The organism is Lysobacter sp. CA199 (assembly GCF_052078715.1).
Classification (GTDB): domain Bacteria; phylum Pseudomonadota; class Gammaproteobacteria; order Xanthomonadales; family Xanthomonadaceae; genus Lysobacter.
In genome coordinates, this window is record NZ_JBQJIL010000009.1 from 366532 (window position 1) to 388728 (window position 22197).

General features: G+C 67.4%; 21 protein-coding genes. 20 read left to right on the forward strand and 1 reads right to left on the reverse strand.

The window, feature by feature from the left end; genetic code table 11:
• Positions 1-46 precede the first annotated feature (46 nt).
• Positions 47-2284, forward strand: coding sequence for a thiamine pyrophosphate-dependent enzyme (locus tag ACTOWJ_RS18450; RefSeq protein ID WP_441336110.1), 2238 nt, complete (start codon positions 47-49; stop codon positions 2282-2284).
• Positions 2285-2290: 6 nt separating this feature from the next.
• A complete protein-coding gene (gene asnB / locus ACTOWJ_RS18455; protein ID WP_441336070.1) occupies positions 2291-4267 on the forward strand; it encodes an asparagine synthase (glutamine-hydrolyzing) in 1977 nt (658 codons plus the stop codon).
• A gap of 371 nt (positions 4268-4638) precedes the next feature.
• Here asnB and ygfZ read toward each other — a convergent pair whose 3' ends face one another.
• Positions 4639-5514, reverse strand: a complete 876-nt coding sequence (gene ygfZ / locus ACTOWJ_RS18460; RefSeq protein ID WP_441336071.1) for a CAF17-like 4Fe-4S cluster assembly/insertion protein YgfZ — start codon at positions 5512-5514, stop codon at positions 4639-4641.
• Positions 5515-5544: 30 nt separating this feature from the next.
• On the opposite strand from ygfZ, the gene ACTOWJ_RS18465 reads away from it, so the two are divergent.
• The 18 genes from ACTOWJ_RS18465 (at position 5545) to ACTOWJ_RS18550 (ending at position 21810) form a co-directional block, all read left to right on the forward strand.
• Complete coding sequence (locus ACTOWJ_RS18465; protein WP_441336072.1) at positions 5545-5748, forward strand: DUF1674 domain-containing protein; 204 nt, start codon at positions 5545-5547, stop codon at positions 5746-5748.
• Positions 5749-5869: 121 nt separating this feature from the next.
• Positions 5870-6265 carry a succinate dehydrogenase, cytochrome b556 subunit gene (gene sdhC, locus ACTOWJ_RS18470; protein WP_441336073.1) on the forward strand — a complete coding sequence of 132 codons (396 nt, stop codon included), beginning with the start codon at positions 5870-5872 and terminating at the stop codon, positions 6263-6265.
• A complete protein-coding gene (gene sdhD / locus ACTOWJ_RS18475; protein WP_441336074.1) occupies positions 6262-6672 on the forward strand; it encodes a succinate dehydrogenase, hydrophobic membrane anchor protein in 411 nt (136 codons plus the stop codon). The genes sdhC and sdhD overlap by 4 nt, the downstream gene beginning before the upstream one ends.
• A gap of 42 nt (positions 6673-6714) precedes the next feature.
• The gene (gene sdhA, locus ACTOWJ_RS18480; protein ID WP_441336111.1) at positions 6715-8469 is read left to right on the forward strand and encodes a succinate dehydrogenase flavoprotein subunit; all 1755 of its coding nucleotides are present in this window, start codon (positions 6715-6717) and stop codon (positions 8467-8469) included.
• 80 nt (positions 8470-8549) lie between these two features.
• On the forward strand, positions 8550-9338 hold the full coding sequence (locus ACTOWJ_RS18485) for a succinate dehydrogenase iron-sulfur subunit (RefSeq protein WP_441336075.1): 789 nt from the start codon (positions 8550-8552) through the stop codon (positions 9336-9338).
• Between the two features lie 463 nt (positions 9339-9801).
• On the forward strand, positions 9802-10224 hold the full coding sequence (locus ACTOWJ_RS18490) for an MAPEG family protein (RefSeq protein ID WP_441336076.1): 423 nt from the start codon (positions 9802-9804) through the stop codon (positions 10222-10224).
• Positions 10209-10928: a hypothetical protein gene (locus ACTOWJ_RS18495; RefSeq protein ID WP_441336077.1), complete on the forward strand. Its 720-nt coding sequence runs from the start codon at positions 10209-10211 to the stop codon at positions 10926-10928. The genes ACTOWJ_RS18490 and ACTOWJ_RS18495 overlap by 16 nt, the downstream gene beginning before the upstream one ends.
• Positions 10925-11194, forward strand: a complete 270-nt coding sequence (locus ACTOWJ_RS18500; protein ID WP_441336078.1) for an FAD assembly factor SdhE — start codon at positions 10925-10927, stop codon at positions 11192-11194. Before ACTOWJ_RS18495 ends, ACTOWJ_RS18500 begins: the two co-directional genes overlap by 4 nt.
• Positions 11195-11288: 94 nt before the next feature.
• A complete protein-coding gene (locus tag ACTOWJ_RS18505) occupies positions 11289-11654 on the forward strand; it encodes a hypothetical protein (protein WP_441336079.1) in 366 nt (121 codons plus the stop codon).
• Between the two features lie 141 nt (positions 11655-11795).
• A complete protein-coding gene (locus ACTOWJ_RS18510; protein ID WP_441336080.1) occupies positions 11796-13040 on the forward strand; it encodes a lipoprotein-releasing ABC transporter permease subunit in 1245 nt (414 codons plus the stop codon).
• Between the two features lie 100 nt (positions 13041-13140).
• Complete coding sequence (locus ACTOWJ_RS18515) at positions 13141-13920, forward strand: ATP-binding cassette domain-containing protein (protein ID WP_441336081.1); 780 nt, start codon at positions 13141-13143, stop codon at positions 13918-13920.
• Between the two features lie 2 nt (positions 13921-13922).
• Positions 13923-16304 carry a DNA internalization-related competence protein ComEC/Rec2 gene (locus ACTOWJ_RS18520; RefSeq protein WP_441336082.1) on the forward strand — a complete coding sequence of 794 codons (2382 nt, stop codon included), beginning with the start codon at positions 13923-13925 and terminating at the stop codon, positions 16302-16304.
• Between the two features lie 27 nt (positions 16305-16331).
• Positions 16332-17000, forward strand: a complete 669-nt coding sequence (locus tag ACTOWJ_RS18525; RefSeq protein ID WP_441336083.1) for a MotA/TolQ/ExbB proton channel family protein — start codon at positions 16332-16334, stop codon at positions 16998-17000.
• A gap of 10 nt (positions 17001-17010) precedes the next feature.
• Positions 17011-17469 (forward strand): ExbD/TolR family protein, encoded by a 459-nt coding sequence (locus ACTOWJ_RS18530; protein WP_441336084.1) that lies wholly within the window; start codon positions 17011-17013, stop codon positions 17467-17469.
• Positions 17466-19220: a lipid A export permease/ATP-binding protein MsbA gene (gene msbA / locus ACTOWJ_RS18535; RefSeq protein ID WP_441336085.1), complete on the forward strand. Its 1755-nt coding sequence runs from the start codon at positions 17466-17468 to the stop codon at positions 19218-19220. The genes ACTOWJ_RS18530 and msbA overlap by 4 nt, the downstream gene beginning before the upstream one ends.
• Before the next feature lie 73 nt (positions 19221-19293).
• A complete protein-coding gene (gene lpxK, locus ACTOWJ_RS18540) occupies positions 19294-20331 on the forward strand; it encodes a tetraacyldisaccharide 4'-kinase (protein WP_441336086.1) in 1038 nt (345 codons plus the stop codon).
• A 195-nt stretch (positions 20332-20526) separates the two neighbouring features.
• Positions 20527-21330, forward strand: coding sequence for a 3-deoxy-manno-octulosonate cytidylyltransferase (kdsB, locus tag ACTOWJ_RS18545; protein ID WP_441336087.1), 804 nt, complete (start codon positions 20527-20529; stop codon positions 21328-21330).
• A 3-nt stretch (positions 21331-21333) separates the two neighbouring features.
• Positions 21334-21810 carry a low molecular weight protein-tyrosine-phosphatase gene (locus ACTOWJ_RS18550; RefSeq protein WP_441336088.1) on the forward strand — a complete coding sequence of 159 codons (477 nt, stop codon included), beginning with the start codon at positions 21334-21336 and terminating at the stop codon, positions 21808-21810.
• The last annotated feature ends 387 nt before the right edge of the window (positions 21811-22197 follow it).

Below are 22197 nucleotides of genomic sequence, written 5' to 3' on the forward strand. Positions count from 1 at the left end.
CAGCGTGCCGAACTTCAATCCGGTGGCCCAGCCGATCCCGGCGCGGATGAAGGGCCTCAACCGGGCCGAAATCTGCGACGTCAATTTCGTCGAGTTCGTGAAGGCCTGGAACGGCCGCGCCGACGCGCGCCCGGCCGCCGATGAAGCCATCCTCGACGGCAGCGCGCTGGATGCGCGCGGGTTCCGCGAGCTGTTCGAATCGCAGCTGATCAGCCGCCACCTCGACCTGATGGCGCGCGTGCTGCGGGTACAGAACAAGGTCTTCTACACCATCGGCTCCAGCGGCCACGAAGGCAATGCGATGGTCGCGCGCCTGACTCGCCACACCGACCCGGCGTTCCTGCACTACCGCAGCGGCGGCTTCATGGCCGAGCGTTTCCGCAAGCTGCCGGGCATGGACCCGGTGATGGATTCGGCGCTGTCGTTCGCCGCGAGCAAGGACGATCCGGCGTCCGGCGGCCGCCACAAGGTGTGGGGCAGCAAGCCGTTGTGGGTGTTGCCGCAGACCTCGACCATCGCCTCGCATCTGCCCAAGGCGCTGGGCACCGCGGTCGCGATCGAGGCCGGCCGGCGTTTGGGGCATGGGCTGCCGATCCCCGACGACAGCATCGCGATCTGTTCCTTCGGCGACGCTTCGGCCAATCACGCCACCGCGCAGACCGCGTTCAACGCCGCGGCCTGGACCGCGTATCAGAAACTGCCGGCGCCGGTGTTGTTCGTGTGCGAGGACAACGGCATCGGCATTTCGGTGAAGACGCCGGGCGGCTGGATCGGCAACCGTTTCCGCAACATGGACGGCTTGGATTATTTCGCCGCCGACGGCCTCGATCTGGCCAACGGTTACGGCGATGTGCAGCGTGCGGTCGAGCATTGCCGCCGCACGCGTCGTCCGACTTTCCTGCATCTGCGCACCACCCGGATCATGGGTCACGCCGGCACCGACTTCGAGATCGAATGGCGTTCGGTCGACGAACTGTGCGCGGTCGAGGCCAGCGATCCGCTGTTGCGGTCGGCGGCGATCGCGATCGAATCGGGGCTGATGTCGAAGGACGAAGTGCTCGATCTGTACGAGGCCACGCGCAAGAAGTGCTTCGCCGCAGCCGAGGAAGCCGACCGTCGGCCCAAGCTGGACCGGCTCGACGAGGTGATCGCGCCGCTGGCGCCGTACAGCCCCGAGGCGGTCGCCAAGGAAGCCGCGCGCGCCGATTTCGCGCAGCGCCGTCTGGAAGTGTTCGGCAGCGAAGCCAAACTGCCCGAGAACCAGCCGCCGCGCCACTTGGCGATCCAGATCAACAACGCCCTGCACGATATCTTCGCCAAGTACCCCGAGACGCTGCTGTTCGGCGAGGACGTGGCGCAGAAGGGCGGCGTCTACACCGTCACCAAGGGCTTGCAGAAGGCGTTCGGCCCGCGCCGCGTGTTCAACACCTTGCTCGATGAGACCATGATCCTGGGCATGGCCCAGGGGTTCGCCAACGTCGGTCTGCTGCCGATTCCGGAAATCCAGTACTTGGCCTATTTCCACAACGCCTGCGATCAGATTCGCGGCGAAGCGGCCTCGCTGCAGTTCTTCAGCAACAACCAGTACCGCAACCCGATGGTGGTGCGTATCGCCGGCCTGGGGTATCAGCGCGGCTTCGGCGGCCATTTCCATAACGACAATTCGATCACCGCGCTGCGCGACATTCCGGGCCTGGTGGTCGGCTGTCCTTCGCGCGGCGACGACGCGGCGACCATGCTGCGCACCCTGACCGCGCTGGCCAAGGTCGACGGCCGGGTGGCCGTATTCCTGGAGCCGATTGCGTTGTACATGACCAAGGACCTGTACGAAGCAGGCGACGGTCAATGGCTGACTTCGTATCCGCAGCCAACCGAAGCGATGACGCTGGGCGAAGGCCGGGTGTATGGCGAAGGCGATGACTTGGTGATTTTCAGCTACGGCAACGGCGTTCCCATGAGCCTGCGCGCCGCTCGGCAGATCGAACAGTCCCTTGGCTGGAAAACCCGCGTGGTCGACCTGCGTTGGCTGGTTCCGCTCAACGACGCCTACATCGCCGCGCAGGCCAAGAGCGCCAAGCGCGTCATCGTCGTCGACGAAGGCCGGCGCAGCGCCGGCGTGGGCGAGGGTGTGATCACCGCGCTGGCCGAGGCCGGTCTGGGTGCGGTGCCGATGCAGCGCGTGGTCGGCGTGGATACCTACACCCCGCTGGCCGGCGCGGCGTTTCTGGTCATTCCCGGCGAGGACGACATCGTCCGCGCCGCCGACGCGCTGGCCAAGGGCTGATCGCCGATGTGCGGGCTGGCCGGCCTGCTGCGCTCGCGCAACGATCTCGACCACGAGCATCTGCAGGCGCTCGCCGCATCGATGGGCGACGCGTTGCGCCATCGCGGTCCGGACGACGACGGCGTCTGGGCCGATCCGCAGACCGGCATCGCGCTGGCGCACCGGCGCCTGAGCATTCTCGACCTGTCGCCACTGGGCCATCAGCCGATGGCCTCCGCCGACGGCCGTTACGTCATCGCCTACAACGGCGAGATCTACAACTTCGCCGAACTGCGCGAGCAACTGGTCGAGCTCGGCCGCGGTTTCCGCGGTCATTCCGATACCGAGGTGCTGCTGGCCGCGGTGGTGGAGTGGGGCGTGGAGGCGGCGATCGCGCGCTGCAACGGCATGTTCGCGATCGCGCTGTGGGACCGGCAACGCAGCGAGCTGTGGCTGGCCCGCGACCGGGTCGGCAAGAAACCGTTGTACTACGGCTGGGCCGGCGAGACCTTGGTGTTCGGCTCCGAGCTCAAGGCGTTGTGGCGGCATCCGGAGTTCGACAACGGTGTCGATCGCGACGCGCTGGCGCTGTTGCTGCGTTACGACTACGTGCCGTCGCCGTACTGCATCCACGTCGATACGTTCAAGCTGATGCCGGGCGCGTTGCTGCGCCTGGACGCGCGCACCGTCGCGCGCGGCGCGGCCGAGCACGATCCGCAACGCGATCAACAGCGCTACTGGCAGGCCGGCGAACGCATGGCCGCGGCGATCGCTCAGCCTTTCGATGGCGATCTGGATGCGGCCGAGGATCGGCTCGACGACTTGCTGCGCGACGCGGTCGGCCTGCGCATGGTCGCCGACGTGCCGGTCGGCGTGTTCCTGTCCGGCGGCACCGATTCGTCCGTGGTGACCTCGCTGATGCAGGCGCTGAGCCGCAAACCGGTGCAGAGCTTCACCATCGGCTTCGAAGGATCGCATCACGACGAAGCGCCGCTGGCGCTGCAAGTGGCGCGGCATCTGGGCACTGCGCACACCGAACTCTACGTCAGCGGCGCCGACGCGTTGGCGGTGGTGCCGCGTTTGCCGGCGATGTTCGACGAGCCCTTCGCCGACGCCTCGCAGGTGCCGACCGCGCTGGTGTGCAAGCTGGCGCGCAGTCTGGTCACGGTGGCCCTGTCGGGCGACGGCGGCGACGAATTATTCTTCGGCTACAAGCGCTACGAGCGTGCGTTGCGCAATCTGCGCATGCTCCAGCGCGTGCCTGCGCCGCTGCGGCGTTGGCTGGCCAGATCGGCGCAAGGCCATGGCGAAGCCTCGCGCGCCGGCGGTTTCGCCGCGTTCGCCGCCGAGATGGGCGCGCGCGGGATCGGCGACGTCTACCGCAACCGCATCGTGCGTTGGCGCTTCCCCGAAGCGGCGGTGCCGGGCGCGAAACTGCGTCCGGCTCTGTACGACCTGGCCGAACCGCTGGACGGGCAGGGCACGCCGGCGGACGCGATGATGCTGGCCGACTACAGCGTGTATCTGCCTGACGATCTGTTGTGCAAGGTCGACCGGGCGAGCATGGCGGTCGGACTGGAGGCGCGCGCGCCGCTGCTGGACACCGCGATCGCCGAGTTCGCCTGGTCGTTGCCGCTGGCCTACAAGCGCGGCGAAGACGGCAGCAAGCATCTGCTCAAGCGCGTGCTCAAGCGGTATCTGCCCGATGCGATGGTCGATCGCGGCAAGCGCGGCTTCGGCGCGCCGGTGTCGCAGTGGTTGCGCGGCGATCTGCACGATTGGGCGCAGGCGTTGCTCGACCCGCAGCGGTTGCGCGCGGAAGGATATTTCGACGCCGAGTTGATCGGCGGCCTGTGGCGCGCGTTCGTCGACGGCGAGAAACGTTGGCACACCCATCTGTGGAACGTGCTGATGTTCCAGGCCTGGCACGAGCATTGGCGCGAACAGCGCAACCTGGCCGGCGACGCGATGGCGCGCAATTCGCATGGCGAGGGCGGGTTGTAGCTCGATTCCTGGCTGACCGCGATGCGACTGTTGTCCGTGTAGGAACTGCGAAAGTTGCGACCGCGCAGTTGCAGATCGCGACGATGGTGGTCGCAGGTTCGCGGTCGCGGCTCGCGCCGCTCCTACAGGGAGCCGTGCGTGGCTTTCGCGTCGCGTGGAGATCGGTTGTGGTCGGCCAGCGCCGGTGTAGGAGCTGCGCAAGCTGCGACCGCGCAGCTGCAGGTCGCGACGATGGCGGTCGCAGGTTCGCAGTCGCGGCTCGCGCCGCTCCTACAGGGAGCTGCGTGGGGCTTCCGCGTTGTGGGCGGGGTTAGGCGAGGCGAGAGGGCTAATCCCGCGCGGTGCTGAAGCGTCAGAACTCCAGCCAGGCGTCAGCGCTCCAGCCCCGCGAGCAGCGGCTGTTCGCTCACCGCATGGCCGTCGATGCTCGTCGGCCCTTCAGTGCGATCCAGCGACAACACCGCCAGCGCCAGATGGGTCGATCCCAGGCTCGCGCTCGAAGCCACCGTGCCCAGTACCGCTGCTTCGCCGCGCACCTCCGCGCCGGCGGCGACCTCGACCGGGCTTTCGAACAGCACCAGTCCGCGCTTGGCTTTGCCGAGGAAGTGCGTGCGCGCCACGATCTCCTGGCCCGGGTAGCAGCCCTTCTTGACGCTGAAGGCGTTCAACCGTTCCAGTGACAGTTGCTGCGGCGTCCATTGCCCGGTCTGCGAGGCCGGCAGCCGCGGCAGGCCGTGGCGCAGATCGTCCAGCGTCCATCGCGCCAGAGCCTGCGCGTCGGTCTCGGCTGCCGGACCCGCGGGCGCGATGCGCAGCGTCCTCGCGCCGCCTTCGCCGCCGACATCCAATTCCAGGCCCGAAGCCTCGTCGCCACCGATTTTCGCGCGTTTGCCCTGTTCCGGGACGCCATAACGGCCTTCGATCACCAGATCTTCACGCAAATCGATCCAGATCTTGCTGCGGAATACGAATCGTTTCAGCGACTGGACCATCGCCGCCGCGTCGCTGTCGGGCAACAGCAGGCGGATCGACTGATCCGACACACGCAGCAAAGCGAACAGCGCGATCACCCGGCCTTTGGGCGTCAGCCAGCCGCTCCATTGCCAATGACCGTCGGCCAAGGCCTTGACGTCGTTCATGAATTGCGCCTGGGCGAAAGCCGCCGCATCGCGACCCTCCAGGGCGATCACACGGTGGTCGGGCAGGGCGAAGGCCTGTCCGGGCAAGGCTTGCGGGTTGTCAGGCATGGGGGGCGGGACTTAATATTTAACGCTGTGATGATAGGCGAAACCACCCCGGAAGCACGTTCGGACGAAACGTCCGAGACCCCGGCGACTCCCGTTTCCGATACGGGAGGCCAATCGCCTTCCGCCAAGGACGCTCCTTTGGAGCATGCTCCCAAAGAGCACGGTGGTCGCGAGGGCCTCGAACCGACCCGCTACGGCGACTGGGAAAAGAACGGCCGTTGCATCGATTTCTAGCTCGCCGGTTACGACTGGCTAGATCCGGGCAACGACTCCGCTTTTCAAGCATGCACCCCACCCAGCGCTCCCACGCTTCCCCGCCACGCGGCGCCGCCGCCCAGCCGAGATTGCCACGCTAATGGCGAACCGCGAACGACCTTTATCACCTCATCTGCAGGTTTACCGCTGGCAGATTCAGATGGTGACCTCCATCGTGCACCGGACCACCGGTGTGATCCTCGCTGTCGGCGGATTGTTGATCGCCTGGGCGCTGGTCGCGCTGGCCGCCGGGCCCGAGTCCTGGGCCACGTTCACGGCTTGCGCCCGCTCGCCGCTGGGTTTCCTGATCCTGTTCGGCTGGACCTGGGCGTTTTCGTTCCATCTGATCAACGGCATCCGCCATCTGGTCCAGGACGCGGGCTATGCCTACAAGGTCGCCACTTTTATCCGCAACGGCTGGATCAGCGTCTTCGGCAGCCTGGTGCTGACCGCGCTGATCTGGATCGTCGCCATGATGGCGCGAGGTGGCGCATGAGCACCAAGATCGGAAGCGAAAGCGGCAAGAGCCTGCGCAACCCGCTCAAGACCGCGCGCGGGCTGGGCTCGGCGAAGGACGGCACTCACCACTTCATCGTTCAGCGCGTCACCGCGATCGCGCTGGTCGGCCTGACCTTGTACGTGCTCGGCCTGATCGTGTCGTGGATCGGCGGCGACTACACCACGGTGCGCGCCTCGGTCCATCACCCTTGCAACGCCGTGTTGCTGAGCGCGTTCGTGATCGCGATGTTCTGGCACGCCAAGCTGGGCCTGCAGGTGATTGTCGAAGACTACGTCCACGGCCCGATCCTGGCGGCCGCTTCGCAGATCGCCATCGTTTTCGTTTGCGTACTCGCGGCTCTTGCCAGCGTGCTCGCCATCATCCGCATCGCGTTGGGAGCCTGAGTCGTGGCCTCTGCCTACAAGATTCAAGAACACAAGTTCGACATGATCGTGGTCGGCGCCGGCGGCGCCGGTCTGCGCGCCACCTTCGGTCTGGCCCAGAAGGGCCTGAAGACCGCCTGCATCACCAAGGTGTTCCCGACCCGTTCGCACACCGTAGCCGCGCAGGGCGGTATCTCCGCCGCGCTCGGCAACATGGGCGAGGACGACTGGCGCTACCACTTCTTCGACACCGTCAAGGGTTCGGACTGGTTGGGCGACCAGGACGCGATCGAGTACATGTGCAAGGAGGCCATCCCGGCCATCATCGAACTCGAACACCAGGGCGTGCCGTTCTCGCGCACCGACGAGGGCAAGATCTACCAGCGCCCGTTCGGCGGCATGACCACCAAGTACGGCGAAGGCCCGCCGGCGCAGCGCACCTGCGCTGCGGCCGACCGCACCGGCCACGCGATCCTGCATACGCTCTATCAGCAGTCGCTGGCGCACGACGCGCAGTTCTTCATCGAGTACTTCGCCCTCGACCTGATCATGGACGAGACCGGCGCCTGCCGCGGCGTGCTCGCGCTCGACATGGCCGAAGGCACCCTGCATCTGTTCCGCGCGCAAGGCACGGTGCTGGCGACCGGCGGTTACGGCCGCGCGTACTTCTCCGCGACCTCGGCGCACACCTGCACCGGCGACGGCGGCGGCATGGCGCTGCGCGCCGGGCTGGGCCTGCAGGACATGGAGTTCGTGCAGTTCCATCCGACCGGAATCTACGGCGCCGGCTGCCTGATCACCGAAGGCGTGCGAGGCGAGGGCGGCATCCTGCGCAACAGCAACGGCGAGCGCTTCATGGAGCGCTACGCGCCGAGCGTGAAAGACCTGGCGCCGCGCGACATGGTCAGCCGTTCGATGACCATCGAAATCCGCGAAGGCCGCGGCGTCGGCGAGCACAAGGATCACATCCTGCTCGACCTGACCCACCTGGGCCCGGAAGTCATTCACGAAAAACTTCCCGGCATCGCCGAATCGGCGCGCATCTTCGCCAACGTCGACGTCGAGAAGGAGCCGATCCCGGTCATTCCGACTGTGCACTACAACATGGGCGGCATTCCGACCAACTACCACGGCGAAGTCGTGCAGTTGAAGGACGGCAACCCGGACGCGGTGGTCGAAGGCCTGTACGCGATCGGCGAAGCGGCCTGCGTGTCGGTGCACGGCGCCAACCGCCTGGGCTCGAACTCGCTGCTCGACTTGGTGGTGTTCGGTCGCGCGGTCGCCAATCGCTGCGCCGAGACGATCAAGCCCGGCGGCCCGCACGCCAAGCTGCCGGCCGATGCCTGCGACGCCGCGCTCGCGCGCCTGGACAAGCTGCGCAACGCCAGCGGCAGCACGCCGACCTCGGTGATCCGCGACAAGATGCAGCGCACCATGCAGGCCGACGCGGCGGTGTTCCGCACCGGCGAAACCCTGAGCGACGGCGTGCGCAAGATGCGCGAGATCCACGCGCTGTTCGCCGACGTCAAGGTCAGCGATCGTTCGCTGATCTGGAACTCGGACCTGATCGAGACCTACGAACTGTCCAACCTGCTCAGCCAGGCATTGGCCACCATCGTTTCGGCCGAGAACCGCACCGAGTCGCGCGGCGCGCATGCGCGCGAGGACTTCCCGACGCGCAACGACACCGAATGGCAGAAGCACAGCCTGTGCTATGTCGACGAGAAGGGTACGACCAGCATCGAATACCGACCGGTGCACAACTACACCCTGACCGACGACGTGGCCTACGTGCCGCCCAAGGAACGCAAGTACTGACCGGCGACCCTGGCGCGCGCCCGTTCGCGCGCCGGTAATTCCCACCCTTCAGTACCGCCGCCAGCCCAGAGATCGCCAGCATGGCTCAGTTCGCCCTACCCAAAAACTCACAGATCCAGAAGGGCCGCCATTGGCCGACGCCCGGCGCCAAGCAGCCGCGCACCTTCAAGGTCTATCGCTGGAACCCCGACGACGGCATGAATCCGCGCGTGGACACCTATGAGGTAGACCTCGCGGCGTGCGGCCCGATGGTTCTGGACGCGTTGATCAAGATCAAGAACGAGATCGACCCGACCCTCACGTTCCGCCGCTCCTGCCGCGAAGGTATCTGCGGCTCGTGCGCGATGAACATCGACGGCACCAACACCCTGGCGTGCACGCGCGCGATCGCCGATTGCGGCGACGCCAAGAACGACGTGCCGGTGTATCCGTTGCCGAGCATGGGCGTGGTCAAGGATCTGGTTCCGGATCTGACCCACTTCTATGCGCAATACGCCTCGATCCGCCCGTGGCTGCGCACCCAGAGCGCGACGCCGTCCGACCGCGAGCGTCTGCAGTCGCCGGAAGACCGCAAGAAGCTCGACGGCCTGTACGAATGCATCCTGTGCGCGTGCTGCTCGACCAGCTGCCCCAGCTACTGGTGGAACGGCGACCGTTACCTGGGTCCGGCGATCCTGCTGCAAGCCTACCGCTGGATCATCGACTCGCGCGATGAAGACACCGGCACGCGCCTGGACGATCTGGAAGACCCGTTCAAGCTGTATCGCTGCCACACCATCATGAACTGCGCCCGCACCTGCCCGAAGGGTCTGAACCCGGCGCAGGCGATCGGCGAGATCAAGAAGCTGATGCTGGCGCGGCGGATCTGAATGATTTCCGGAGGCTTCGATCCGGATTCGATCCAAGCGCGTTCGACGCCGTCGTCCCTAACCGGGCGGCGGCGTTTTCGCGAGAGGGCCTCGGCCATTGGTGCGATGGCAGGATGGGGCGGTTGGCGCGATGCTTGGGCGGCTGGCGGCTGGCGGCTGGCGGCTGGCGGCTGGACAAGGGCGATGACGCTGCGAATGTGCCGCGATCAGACAGGCGGGCGGCGCCCGCTCAAGCCCGTCATCCCCGCGAAGGCGGGGATCCAGAGACTTCAGAGCCATGTCGCGATAAAGCCCTGGATCCCCGCCTTCGCGGGGATGACGAGCAAAAAACGAGCGTCGTAAGCCGAGTAGTCGAGTGGTTGCAACGACAAACGCGACGAAGTCGCCCTTGATGGCGAGACAACAATCGTCGCATCGATATCGAACCGCCGCGTATCCCGCGGCCTAAGGAACGAGGCGACCGATGGATTCGAAAGCGATCTTCCTGCCCGCGCTGGCGATGGCAGCGCTGACCTGCATCGTCTGGCTGCGCATGTTCCACGTGCGCATCCGCCAGATGCGCCGCGACCGCATCCACCCGCAAGCGGTGGCGACGTCGGCGCAGGCGATGGTGCGGTTTACCGAGTCCTCCACCGCCGATAATTTTCGCAATCTGTTCGAACTGCCGGTGTTGTTTTATCTGGCGCTGGTCGTGGCTGCGCTCAACGGGTTCACCGATGCGGTGACTTTGAGCTTGGCGTGGTTGTTCGTCGCGCTGCGCGTCGCCCATAGCTTCATCCAGTGTGGCTACAACAAGGTCTTGCATCGCTTCTACGCGTACGCCGCGGGTGGTTTCGTGCTGTGGACGCTGTGGATTCGTATCGCGATCGGATGGTTGATGTCGTGAGAATTTTTCGCCCCGCGTTCGACCGTCGCCTGCTGTCCGACATACGGCGCTGGTGCTTGGTCGTCGCAACGGCTGCAGTCTTGTGCGCAGGATCGGCGAATGCGGCGGAGCGAGCGCCGCAAGGCGATAGCGCATCCGGCAGCGGCACGGCGGTGGCCCGAGCACGCGCGCTGCTCGATACGTTGGGTTACGAAGACGTCATGCGGGGCATGATCGTGTCGATCAACGGGCAAACGCTGCCCGGCGAGCCCCACGCGCCCGGCGATAAGGCCCTGTTGCAGCGCTGGCTTGCGGCCGCGCAACTGCGGCCGATCGCCGCGGCCACGGCCGAGCGCTTGGCCGTCGCGGCCGATTCGGAGGAGATCGACGTCGCGTTGCGCTATTTCCGCAGCGACGCGGGCCGTACCGAAATCGCCTGCCTGCGCGAAAGTGCAGGCGCACCCGTGCTCGAATCCTGCATTCGCGATAAAGGCGGCGCGGTACAGCTTCAGGCGTACCAAGATTTCAGGGCGACGGGTATCGACAACACGCTCGGCGATGTATTGGGCGAATCCCTCGGCCCCGATCTGTTCGCGGCAATCGCCGTTGCGACGGCTCGCGACCCTGCGCTGGAACGCGAAATCGCCGCGTACTGCCGGCGCCGTCCGAGCGGTTTGTGCGCGATGAGCGGCCATGAAGCTTCAACCGATAAGGGCGCACCATGAGCGAAACCACCCAGGACGAGCGCGACGATATCGAACTACGCCGTCTGCGCTGGCGCTGCCGTCGCGGCATGCGCGAGTTGGACCAATTGCTCGGGCGTTACCTCGACCGCGAATGGAGGCAGGCTTCCGAAGCCCAGCGCGGGGTTTTCCTACGGTTGCTGGAAACCGAGGACGATAAGCTCTGGCACTGGTTCATGGGCCACGAGGAAGCCCACGATGCGCAGTTGCGAGAACTCGTCGGATTCATCCGTCAGCTGCCGCCCTGAGCGGCAGACAGACGCGGGCGGCTGCACGCAGCCCTCGCCATCGACAGGCGTCTGCCGCCTGCAATGGCGGCCCTCTGGAGGGTTGTGCGCGTACTTGATTGCGTTGGGCGCGCTCGCGGCGTTCTCGGTACTGGCCTGCGAACTGCCTCGGCCCGCGGCGCTGCCGCTTGCGGCCGTGGCTCTGGCCTGGGGCGTCTGGTCGGCCCGACGTGAAGCCCGCCGGCCTTCGCAACTGCTGGTGATCGCCGGCGGCAGAGCCACGCTCGCCGGCGGCCCCATCTCGGATCTGCGCCTGCAGTGGCGCGGTTGGCTGGCCCGGCTCGATTTCACCGGCCCGGACGGCCGCCGCCAGCGTCTGGCGTGGTGGCCGGACACCCTGGATGCTGCGGGGCGCCGTGAACTGAGGCTGGCCGTGGCGGTCATAGAACCTGCGCGCGATCCGCGTTCGATGGCACCATGAGCGAGATTGGGATGCGCAAAGCGACGGCCCCACCACCGAGCACCACCGGCGGATCCAAAAACCAGCCGGCACGAGGACGGACAACCCGCGATGACTGATCCGCAATTCCCCATTCCCCGATCCCCATTTCCGGCGCCATAGATGTTCAAACCCCTTTCCGTGGCCATCGGCCTGCGCTACCTGCGCGCCAAGCGCCGCAACGGCTTCATTTCCTTCATCTCGCTGGCCTCGATAGCGGGCATCGCCCTGGGCGTTACCGCGTTGATCACCACCTTGGCGGTGATGAGCGGCTTCCAACGCGAAATCCGCGACCGCATGCTGCAGATGGCCGCGCACGCTACCGTCAGCGCTTACGGCGAGCCGTTGAGCGAGTGGCGTCTGGCGGTCGACAAGGCCATGGCGGACACGCGGGTGGTCGGCGCGGCGCCGTACGTGGAGAAGGAAGCCCTGCTGTCGGCGACGCGACAACAGCCGGCGATCATCCGCGGCGTGGTCCCGGCCGAGGAAGGCAAGGTCTCGGTGCTCGGCGACAAGATGGTCGAAGGCAAGCTCGATTCGCTCACGCCCGGCAGTTTCAACATCGTGTTGGGCAAGGAACTCGCGCTGTGGACGGGCGCGCAGGTCGGCGACAGCGTGGTGGTGATGACCGCCGACGGCCGCAGCACGCCGATGGGCGCGATGCCGCAACTCAAGCGCTTCACCGTCAGCGGCATTTTCGAGGCGGGTTACAACGAGTACGACAAAGGCCTGGCGGTCGTCAACATGAACGACATGCAGCGGGTGCTGCGCATGGGCGACGGCGTCACTGGCGTGCGCCTGAAACTGCACGACATGGATCAGGCCTATGGCGTGGCGCGCGATCTGGCGGCGAGTCTCGGTGGGCCGTATCGCGTCTCCGACTGGAGCAGCGACAACGCCAACATGTTCCGCGCGCTGAAGATGGAGAAGACGGTGATGGCGATTCTGCTGTCGCTGATCATCGCGATGGGTGCGTTCAACCTGGTCTCCTCGCAGGTGATGCTGGTTACCGACAAACAGGCCGACATCGCGATCCAGCGCACCCTCGGGTTGACCCCGATGAGCGTGATGCGGATCTTCGTGGTGCAAGGCACCTTGATCGGCATCATCGGCACCGTGCTCGGCGTGATCGGCGGCATCGTGCTGACCTTGAACCTGGAACACATCCTCAAGGCGATCGAGACCGTGCTCGGCGTGCAACTGCTGCCGGAAGACGTCTACTACATCACCGGCCTGCCGACCGACCTGCAAAGCAGCGACGTGATCATCATCGCCTGCGTCGCCTTGGCGATGGCGTTCGTGGCCACCATCTATCCCGCCTGGCGCGCCGCGCGCACGGCGCCGGCGGAGGCGCTGCGCTATGAGTGATATCCGCGATCAAACGGCCGCCGGGCCGATCAAGCCTCCAGGCGGACCCGTTCCCGGCCGATCGTCCCCCGAAATCGTGTTGTCTTGCCAAGGTCTGGCGATGACCTATTCGGAGGGCAATCTGCATACGCCGGTATTCGACGGCCTGGATTTGTCGGTGCGGCGCGGCGAGACCGTGGCGATCCTCGGCGCGTCCGGCGCCGGCAAGAGCACCTTGCTGCATCTGCTCGGCGGTCTGGATACGCCGACCGCGGGCGAGGTGTTCGTCGGCGGCTATCGGATGAACGACCTGCCGGATCGGTCGCGCGGCATTCTGCGCAATCAATCGCTGGGCTTCATTTATCAGTTTCACCACTTGCTGCCGGAGTTCACCGCGCTGGAAAACGTGATGCTGCCGATCCTGCTCAGCGGACGTTCGGTGCGCACCCAGCGCCCGCGTTCCTGGGGCGGCATGGTGTTCGACATTCCGCGGTACGTTTTCTTCGATCTACCCTGCGCGATGCTGCGCTCGGTATCCGAAAGCGTGGATGCGCCCTCGGTGGCGCAGGCGCGCGAGCGCGCGAAGGCGTTGCTGGAGTCGGTCGGGCTGGGGCATCGGCTCGGGCACAAGCCCGGCGAGCTTTCCGGCGGCGAGCGTCAACGCGCCGCCGTCGCGCGTGCGCTGATCAATCGTCCGGCCTGCGTTCTCGGCGACGAGCCCACCGGCAATCTGGATGAGAAAACCGCGGCGACGGTGTTCGAGCTGATGCTCGCGCTCAATCGCGAACAAGGCACCAGTCTGGTGCTGGTGACTCACGACCGCCGCCTGGCGCGGCGCCTGGATCGCGTGCTGGAATTGCACGAAGGCAAATTGCGGCAACTGGACGCCGCCGAGGTGTAAACATGCTCGATGCGGCAAGGACGCCGCCATTCGGAAAACTTGCCGCGATCGCATTGTTGGCCGGCGTCTGCGCCGCGCTGGCCCTGCCGTGGCTGTGTCCGTGGCCGATCTCATCGGCGGCGTTGATCGCCGCCGCGTTTGCGTGGTGGCGCCGATTGCGCTGGCGGGTGGCGGCGATCGCCGCGTTCGGCTTCGCGCTCGCCGGCCTGCATGCGGCCTATGCGCTGCATATGCAATTGCCGGCCTCGTGGGAAAAGCGCGACGTGACGGTCAGCGGCCGCATCGTCGATCTGCCCGTGCACGAGGCGCGCCGTACCCGATTCGAGTTCCGCGTCGACCCGGATGCCTCGCAACCGGCGCCCTTGCGTGGCGCCAGGTTGCGGCTGGCCTGGTACGACGACGATCCGCGAGCGCGCAGCGCGCTCAAGACCGGCCAACGCTGGCGCTTGCAAGCGCGGGTGCGCGCACCGCGGGGGCTGCGCAACCCCGGTGGCGCGGATGCGGAAAAGTACGCGTTGATGCAGCGGCTGACCGCGAACGGCTACGTACGCAATCCCGAGCTCGCCCGTGCGTTGTCGCCGGCGCAAGGCCTGGGCGCCTGGCGCGAATCGATCAGCGATCGCATCGCCGTCGCGGTACCGTCGCAGGGCGCGCGTTTCGTGCGCGCGCTCGCGCTCGGCGACACGCGCGGGCTGAGCGATCGCGATTGGGACGTGCTGCGGGCCGACGGCCTGACTCATCTGATCGCGATTTCCGGCTTCCATGTCGGCCTGGTCGCCGGTTTCTTCGCGTTGCTGGCGCGCGTGTGCTGGTGGTTGGCGCCGGCGCTGGGCCGGCGGGTTCCGGCGGTGATCGCCGCGTCGGTGGCGGCGATGCTCGGCGGATTGCTGTACGCCGCCGCGGTGGGGTTCGCGCTACCGACCGTGCGGACGTGGCTGATGATCGCGGTGATCGCCGGCGTGAGGATTTCGCGGCGGCCGATGCACGCGGGCGATGCGCTGGCTCTGGCGGCGATCGCGATGCTGCTGGCCGACCCGTTGGCGGTGCTGGGTGCGGGCTTCTGGTTGAGTTTTGTCGGCGTGGCCTGGTTGCTGTGGTGTCTGCCCGGGCCGGATTCGCGGGGTTGGCGCGAACGTCTGCGCGGCTTCGTCTCGGCTCAAGGCGTGGCCAGTGTGGGATTGCTGCCGGTGTGCGCGACGTTGTTCGGCCAGGCTTCGCTCGCCGGACCGCTGGCGAATCTGATCGCGGTGCCGTGGTGGAGCCTGCTGGTGGTTCCGTTGGCGCTGCTCGGAACCGGTCTGGAAGCCGTGCATGCCGGCGCTGGCGAGTTCGCCTGGCGCTGGGCCGCGGCCTGTTTCGAGCCGGGCTGGCCGGCGTTCGTCGCCTTGGCCGAAAGCCCGCTGGCATTGTGGTGGTTGCCCGAAGCGGCCTGGTTCGCCTTGCCGCTGGCCTTGCTCGGCGCGTTCTGGCTGTTGCTGCCGCGCGGCGTGCCGGGCAAGGCGCTGGCGGTGTTGCTGTGGTTGCCGCTGCTGTGGCCGGAACGGCGCCTGCCCGCGCCGGGCGAGGCCGAACTTGTGGTGATCGACGTGGGGCAGGGGTTGTCGGTGCTGGTGCGCACTGCCCATCACACTCTGTTGTTCGATGCGGGGCCGGCGGTGCGCGACGGTTTCGATGCGGGCGAGCGCGCGGTGGTGCCGGCCTTGCACGCCTTGGGCGTGCGGCGCCTGGATCGGGTGGTGGTGAGTCACGGCGACAACGACCACGCCGGCGGCGTGGCCGCGGTGCTGCGCAGTTTCCCGTCGCCGCTGCCGTTCGCGCCCGCGGATATCCAGGGTGAAGCGGTGCAGGGCTTGCGCACTCGGCCCTGCGTCGCCGGTACCGGCTGGGACTGGGACGGCGTGCATCTGCGGTTCCTGCACCCGCCCGCGCATTTCCCCTATCTGAAGAACGAATCCAGCTGCGTGCTGCGGATCGAAAGCCGCCACGGCACGGCCTTGCTGACTGGCGACATCGGCGAGGTCGTGGAGCGCGATCTGGTCCGCCGCGCGGCCGAATCGGAGGCCGAGCGCTTGCGCGCCGACGTGGTTCTGGTCGCCCATCACGGCAGCGGCGGTTCCTCCGATCCGGACTTCGTGCGCGCCACCGGCGCCCGCCACGCGCTGATCTCCAGCGGTCACGGCAACCGCTTTGGCCACCCGCGCGCGGCCGTGCTGGAACGCTGGCGCCGGGCCGGCGCGCGGCCGTCCAACACGGCCGACGACGGGGCCGTGCGGGTCGGGCTGCGCGCGGCCGGCATCGGCGTGGAAACGCGACGCCAGACACACCCGCGTCCGTGGGATGCGACCCGGCGCACGGACCCTGGGCTATCCTATCGGCCTGATTGAAGTCGGCCACGGGCCGGAGGTTCGCGAGTGCTGGAACTGGTGAAGGCCGGCGGTTGGCCGATGATTCCGTTGTTGATCCTGTCGGCGGTGGCCCTGGCGATCATCATCGAACGGCTGTGGACCCTGCGCCGGCGCGCGGTGCTGCCGCCGCGGCTGGGCCAGGAAGTGCGCGCCTGGGCCGCCAGCGGCAAGCTCGATCCGGCCCATATCGAGTCGCTGCGCGCGACCGCGCCGCTGGGCGCGCTGCTGGCCGCCGCGCTGGACGTGCGCCTGCGCCCGCGCGAGGAGATCCGCGAGCGTATCGAGGACGTGGGCCGGCATCTGGTCCATCGCATGGAGCGCTACCTGAATACGCTGGGCACCATTTCCGCCGCCGGACCGCTGCTGGGCCTGTTCGGCACCGTGGTCGGCATGATCCAGATGTTCATGGTCATCAACGATCACGGCATCGGCGACGTCAACCAGTTGGCCGGCGGCATCGGCAAGGCCCTGGTGTGCACCGCCACCGGCATGATCGTGGCGATCCCGGCGCTGATGGCCCACCGCTGGTTCCGCGGCCGCATCGCCGAGTACATCGTGGCGATGGAGCACGAAGCCATCGCCCTGGTCGACGTGCTGACCCCGGGCACCGCCGAATCGCGCCAGACCGAAGCGGCGCGCGCGCCGGTGCGTCTGGCCGGCGGCCAGGCCGGCTGAGGTCGCCGCAATGCGTATTCGCGACCATCGCGCCGACGACGAACCCGAGATCAACCTGGTCCCGCTGATCGACGTGATCCTGGTGCTGATCATCTTCTTCGTGGTCACCGCGACCTTCGACGCGCGCTCGGTGCTCAAGCTGGAATTGCCGCGCGCCACCGGCGAACCCTCGGGCGACGCCAGCAAGGCGCTGATCGTGCTGGTCAATGCCGAAGGCCGTTATTTCGTCGGCGACCGCGAGGTGCTGCGCGACGATCTGGAATCGCTCAAAAGCACCATCGCCGAAGTCGCAGGCACCGACCGCGACCGCGCGGTGATGCTGCGCGCCGATGCGCGCACGCCGTATCAGGCGGTGGTCACGGTGTACGACGCGCTCGGCCAGCTGGGCTTCCGCAGGATCATGAGCGCGACCGCGCCGCCGCAGAACGCGGGCGCGGCCGCTAAGCCCGCTGCGGAGTCCGCGCGGTGACGGCGACCGCCAACGTTTCGCCCTGGCGGACCTACCGCCGGTTGCTCCGATTCGCGCTGCCTTACCGCAATCTGTTGTGGCTGGCGGTGCTCGGCATGCTGATCGAAGCCGTCGCCGGCGCGGGGTTCACCAAGCTCATGGAGCCGGTGATCAACCAGACTTTCATCGTCAAGAACCCCGGCGTGGCGGTGTGGCTGCCGTTGGCGATCGTCGGTCTGTTCGTGCTGCGCGGCATCGCCGGTTACCTGACCGACTACTACATGGCCAAGTCCGGCCGCGGCGTCGCCCGCGATCTGCGCGTGCAGGTGCTCGGCAAGTACCTGCGTCTGCCCGGCGCGCGCTTCGACACCGAGCCGGTGCCGTCGATGCTGGTGCGGCTGGGTTCGGACAGCGATCAGGTCGCGCAGGCCTCGGTCGATGCGCTCAAGGTCATGGTGCAGCAATCCACTCAGGCCATCGCGCTGCTGGCGGTGATGATCTGGACCAGCTGGCAGGTGACCTTCGCGGTGTTGATCATGGCGCCGCCGCTGGCCTGGGTGATGGACAAAGTCGGCCGCCGTTACCGGCGCATCAGCCATCGCATTCAGGAAAGCGGAGCGCAACTGCTGCTGGCCGCCGATCAGTCGCTGTCCAACCAGCAGGAAGTGAAGGTCTACGGCGCGCAGAAATCCGAGCTCGACCGTTACGGCGCGATCGCCGACAACTACCTCAAGCTCAGCCTCAAGGTCGAGTCCACCCGTTCCATCGCTTCGGGCATGGTCCAGCTGATGGGATCGGTGGGCCTGGCGCTGCTGTTGTTCGTGGCCGGGCGCGAGGCCTTCGCCGGGCGCCTGGACGCGGGCGGATTCGTGGTGCTGATGGTGTCGATGATGGCGATCATCCCCAACCTGCGTCAGCTCACCAACGTGCAGAACATGCTTCAGCGCGGCGTGGCCTCGGCCGAGCGTCTGTTCGATGTGCTCGACGCGGCCGAGGAGCCCGACGGCGGCACACGCGAACTCGCGCGCAGCCAGGGGCTGATCGAATTCCGCGCGGTCACCGCGCGCTATCCCGGGCAAACCGCGCCGGCGTTGTCGGACATCAGTTTCACCGCCCGTCCGGGCACGGTGACCGCGATCGTGGGCCGTTCCGGCAGCGGCAAGTCGACGCTGATCAAACTGATCCCGCGTTTCTACGATCCCGAATCCGGTCAGGTGCTGCTCGACGGCCATCCGCTGCAGGACTACAAACTGGCCGATCTGCGTCGCCAGATCGCCTTGGTGGGCCAGCAGGTGATGCTGTTCGACGGCACCATCGCGGCCAATATCGCCTACGGCGAAATGCAGGACGCCGATGAGGCCGCGCTGGATCGGGCGATGCAGGGCGCCAACGCCGCCGAGTTCATCGACCGCTTGCCCGAAGGCGCGCAGAGCTCGGTGGGCGCCAAGGGCGGCAAGCTCTCCGGCGGCCAGCGCCAGCGCCTGGCGATCGCCCGGGCGATGCTCAAGGACGCGCCGATCCTGATCCTCGACGAAGCCACCGCAGCGCTCGACACCGAGTCCGAACGGCTGGTGCAGGATGCGCTGGAGCGGTTGATGCCCGATCGCACGACCTTGGTGATCGCCCACCGCTTGTCGACCATCGAGCACGCCGATCAGGTGCTGGTGCTCGATCAGGGCCGCATCGTCGAACGCGGCTCGCACGCGCAACTGCTCGCCCAGGGCGGGTTGTACGCGCATCTGCACCGCATGCAGTTCCGCGAAGCCGAATGAACGAAACCACCGACGCGTCGATGCCCGAACGCATGAATACCGCGTTGCCGTCCCAGCCCGCGAGCGCCCGGCGATGAGCGCGGAAAGCCGCAACGGCGTGCCCGCCTATTGGTACGACGACACCGCGGTGCCGGCGTATGCGCGGCTGCTGTCCGGGCTGTACGGCGCGGTCACCGGGTTTCGCCGCTCGCTTTATCACAAGGGCTACAAACGCCGCATCCATCCCGGCGTGCCGGTGGTCGTGGTCGGCAACATCACCGCCGGCGGCGCCGGCAAGACGCCGTTGACGATCGCGCTGGTGCAGCGGCTCAAGCTCGAAGGTTTCAATCCCGGCGTCGCCAGCCGCGGTTACGGCCGCGACGACATCGCCACGCCTTTGTGGATCGAACGCGATACCGATCCGCGCGTGGGCGGCGACGAACCGGTGCTGATCGCGCGCCGCACCGGCGTCAAGCTGCGCGCCGATCGCGATCGCGCGGCGGCGGCCAAGGCATTGGCCGAGGCCGGATGCGACATCGTGATCTGCGACGACGGCCTGCAGCACTATCGGCTGGCGCGCGATATCGAGATCGAAGTCGTCGACGGCCGTCGCCGCTACGGCAACGGCCAGTTATTGCCGGCCGGCCCCTTGCGTGAACCGCCCGAGCGCGCGGCGCTGTGCGATTTCCGGGTGGTCAATCTGGCCCAGTCGGCGACCGCCGATCCGGCCGCGAGCGCCGGTTTTGGCGAATGGCCGATGCGCCTGATCGCCGACCAGGCCCAGCCCTTGCTCGGCGCGCGTCCGCTCAAGCTGGAAGCCTTCGCCGGCCAGCGCGTGCACGCGGTCGCCGGTATCGGCGACCCGGAGCGATACTTCGCCATGCTGCGCGGCTTCGGCATCGCCGTGGTTCCGCACGCGTTTCCCGATCATCACCGCTACGTCGAATCCGACTTCGCCTTCGGCAGCAAACTGCCGGTGCTGATGACCGAGAAGGACGCGGTCAAGATTCCGCTGACGGGCGAGGGCGGCTTCGCCTCCGACGCCTTCTACAGCGTCCCGGTGCGCGCTGAATTGCCAGAGGCGTTCTGGGTGTCGTTGTTGGATAAGCTGCAGCCGATTGCGCGGCGTTGAGGCGTTTGCGCCTTGGTGGCGTCGGATTGCTTGCGACGTGGTTGTATCGGCGTGGTCGCGGCTTGCGCCGCTCCTACAGGTAACCGGTGTAGGAGCGGCGCAAGCCGCGACCACGAATCCGCAACAACGGCGTTTGTTACCTGCGCCAGCACAACCCGCTTCCGCCGCATGCCGTACACCGCTTTGGAGCCCACCATGAGCCAGGACTTCGTCGTCGCCATCCCCGCCCGCTATGCCGCCTCGCGCTTGCCCGGCAAGCCCTTGCGCGAGCTCGCCGGCGAGCCGCTGGTGCTGCACGTGGCCCGGCGCGCGTTGGCGGCCGGCGCGCGCGAGGTCTGGGTCGCGGCCGACGACGAGCGTATCGCCCAGGCGCTCAAGGACAGCGGAGTGCAGGTCGCGATGACCTCGCCCGATCATGCCTCCGGCACCGATCGCCTGGCCGAATGCGCCGACCTGGCTGGTTGGCGCGACGATACGGTGGTGGTGAATCTGCAGGGCGACGAGCCCTTCGCGCCGGCCGCGGGCATCCTCGCCACCGCGCAGACGTTGCGCGACAGCGGCGCGGAGATGTCGACGCTGGCCGCGCCGGTGACGCAGGTCGAGGTGTTGTTCGATCCCAATGCGGTCAAGCTGGTGCGCGCCGGTAACGGCGATGCGCTGTATTTCAGTCGCGCGCCGATCCCGTGGCCGCGCGATGCTTTCGCCAAGGACCGCGAGCGCATGCCCGGCGGTGGTGAGTGGCTGCGGCATATCGGCATCTACGGTTACCGCGCCGGATTCCTGCGCAAATTCGCCAAGATGCGGCCGGGACGGTTGGAGCAGATCGAATCGCTGGAGCAACTGCGTGTGCTGGAGGCCGGCTATCGCATCGCGGTCGGCATCACCCCGGAGCCATTCCCGCCCGGCGTGGACACGCCGGAGGATCTGGCCCGGGCCGAAGCGCATCTGCTGCAGGCCGATCAGGGCGCCGCGGATGCCGCAAGCGGCGAGGGCGCCTGAGCCATGCGCCTGTTGGTCGTGTGTCTGGGCAATATCTGCCGCTCGCCGGTGGCCGAGGGCGTGTTGCGCGCGCGCATCGCCGCCTCGACGGTGGCCGGCCGGGTCGAACTCGATTCGGCCGGAACCGGCGACTGGCATATCGGCGAACCGCCGGATAAGCGCGCCATCGCCAATGCCGCCACGCACGGCGTGGACATTTCCGGCTTGCGCGCGCGTCAGCTCGCGCCGAGCGATTATCGCCAGTTCGATTGGCTGCTGTGCGCCGACCGCGCCAATCTTCGCGACGTGCGCGCACGCGCGCCGAAGGGCACGACGGCGCAAAGCGCGCTGTTGCTCGATTGGTGCGGCACCGTCGCCGACGGCGAAGTGCCCGATCCCTACACCGGCGGGCCGGCCCAGTTCGAGCATGTGTTCCAGTTGCTGGATCGGGCCGCCGACGGCGCGATCGCGCGTTTGCGTGAAGATCTGCGGAAATCCTGAGGCCGACGACGGTGTGCGGACAGTTCGCTGCGTCGGAACGAAAAGCGTCGGGGCTGAAGCCCCTCCCACAAAACACCTCGTTGACTGTCGCGATCTTACCGAACCCGGGAATTTGAGCCATTCCGACAAGAGCGTTCGAATGCAGCGAAGTCTTTTGTGGGAGGGGCTTCAGCCCCGACGCTTTTCGGCCCGGTCGCAACGAGCCCGGATCAGGCCCCGAACGCATTCAGCCGGCGATCTCATTGCCCCAGCCTTGCGCTCGCGCATAATCGACCCAATTCAGTTCCCACCCCGATCCGCCGGCGCCCAGGCCGGCCGCAAGCCGCCGCCGATGCTGCCCAACGCGACGCCCGCCACCATGCCCGCCCGCTCATGCCTTCGCGCCGC

Excerpts from the sequence above, each read along its gene's own strand:
- ACTOWJ_RS18450 (WP_441336110.1), top strand. The coding sequence starts at position 47 with ATGAAGGGCCTCAACCGGGCCGAAATCTGCGACGTCAATTTCGTCGAG.
- asnB (WP_441336070.1), top strand. The coding sequence starts at position 2,291 with ATGTGCGGGCTGGCCGGCCTGCTGCGCTCGCGCAACGATCTCGACCAC.
- ygfZ (WP_441336071.1), bottom strand. The coding sequence starts at position 5,514 with ATGCCTGACAACCCGCAAGCCTTGCCCGGACAGGCCTTCGCCCTGCCC.
- ACTOWJ_RS18465 (WP_441336072.1), top strand. The coding sequence starts at position 5,545 with ATGATAGGCGAAACCACCCCGGAAGCACGTTCGGACGAAACGTCCGAG.
- sdhC (WP_441336073.1), top strand. The coding sequence starts at position 5,870 with ATGGCGAACCGCGAACGACCTTTATCACCTCATCTGCAGGTTTACCGC.
- sdhD (WP_441336074.1), top strand. The coding sequence starts at position 6,262 with ATGAGCACCAAGATCGGAAGCGAAAGCGGCAAGAGCCTGCGCAACCCG.
- sdhA (WP_441336111.1), top strand. The coding sequence starts at position 6,715 with ATGATCGTGGTCGGCGCCGGCGGCGCCGGTCTGCGCGCCACCTTCGGT.
- ACTOWJ_RS18485 (WP_441336075.1), top strand. The coding sequence starts at position 8,550 with ATGGCTCAGTTCGCCCTACCCAAAAACTCACAGATCCAGAAGGGCCGC.
- ACTOWJ_RS18490 (WP_441336076.1), top strand. The coding sequence starts at position 9,802 with ATGGATTCGAAAGCGATCTTCCTGCCCGCGCTGGCGATGGCAGCGCTG.
- ACTOWJ_RS18495 (WP_441336077.1), top strand. The coding sequence starts at position 10,209 with ATGGTTGATGTCGTGAGAATTTTTCGCCCCGCGTTCGACCGTCGCCTG.
- ACTOWJ_RS18500 (WP_441336078.1), top strand. The coding sequence starts at position 10,925 with ATGAGCGAAACCACCCAGGACGAGCGCGACGATATCGAACTACGCCGT.
- ACTOWJ_RS18510 (WP_441336080.1), top strand. The coding sequence starts at position 11,796 with ATGTTCAAACCCCTTTCCGTGGCCATCGGCCTGCGCTACCTGCGCGCC.
- ACTOWJ_RS18515 (WP_441336081.1), top strand. The coding sequence starts at position 13,141 with ATGACCTATTCGGAGGGCAATCTGCATACGCCGGTATTCGACGGCCTG.
- ACTOWJ_RS18520 (WP_441336082.1), top strand. The coding sequence starts at position 13,923 with ATGCTCGATGCGGCAAGGACGCCGCCATTCGGAAAACTTGCCGCGATC.
- ACTOWJ_RS18530 (WP_441336084.1), top strand. The coding sequence starts at position 17,011 with ATGCGTATTCGCGACCATCGCGCCGACGACGAACCCGAGATCAACCTG.
- lpxK (WP_441336086.1), top strand. The coding sequence starts at position 19,294 with ATGAGCGCGGAAAGCCGCAACGGCGTGCCCGCCTATTGGTACGACGAC.
- kdsB (WP_441336087.1), top strand. The coding sequence starts at position 20,527 with ATGAGCCAGGACTTCGTCGTCGCCATCCCCGCCCGCTATGCCGCCTCG.
- ACTOWJ_RS18550 (WP_441336088.1), top strand. The coding sequence starts at position 21,334 with ATGCGCCTGTTGGTCGTGTGTCTGGGCAATATCTGCCGCTCGCCGGTG.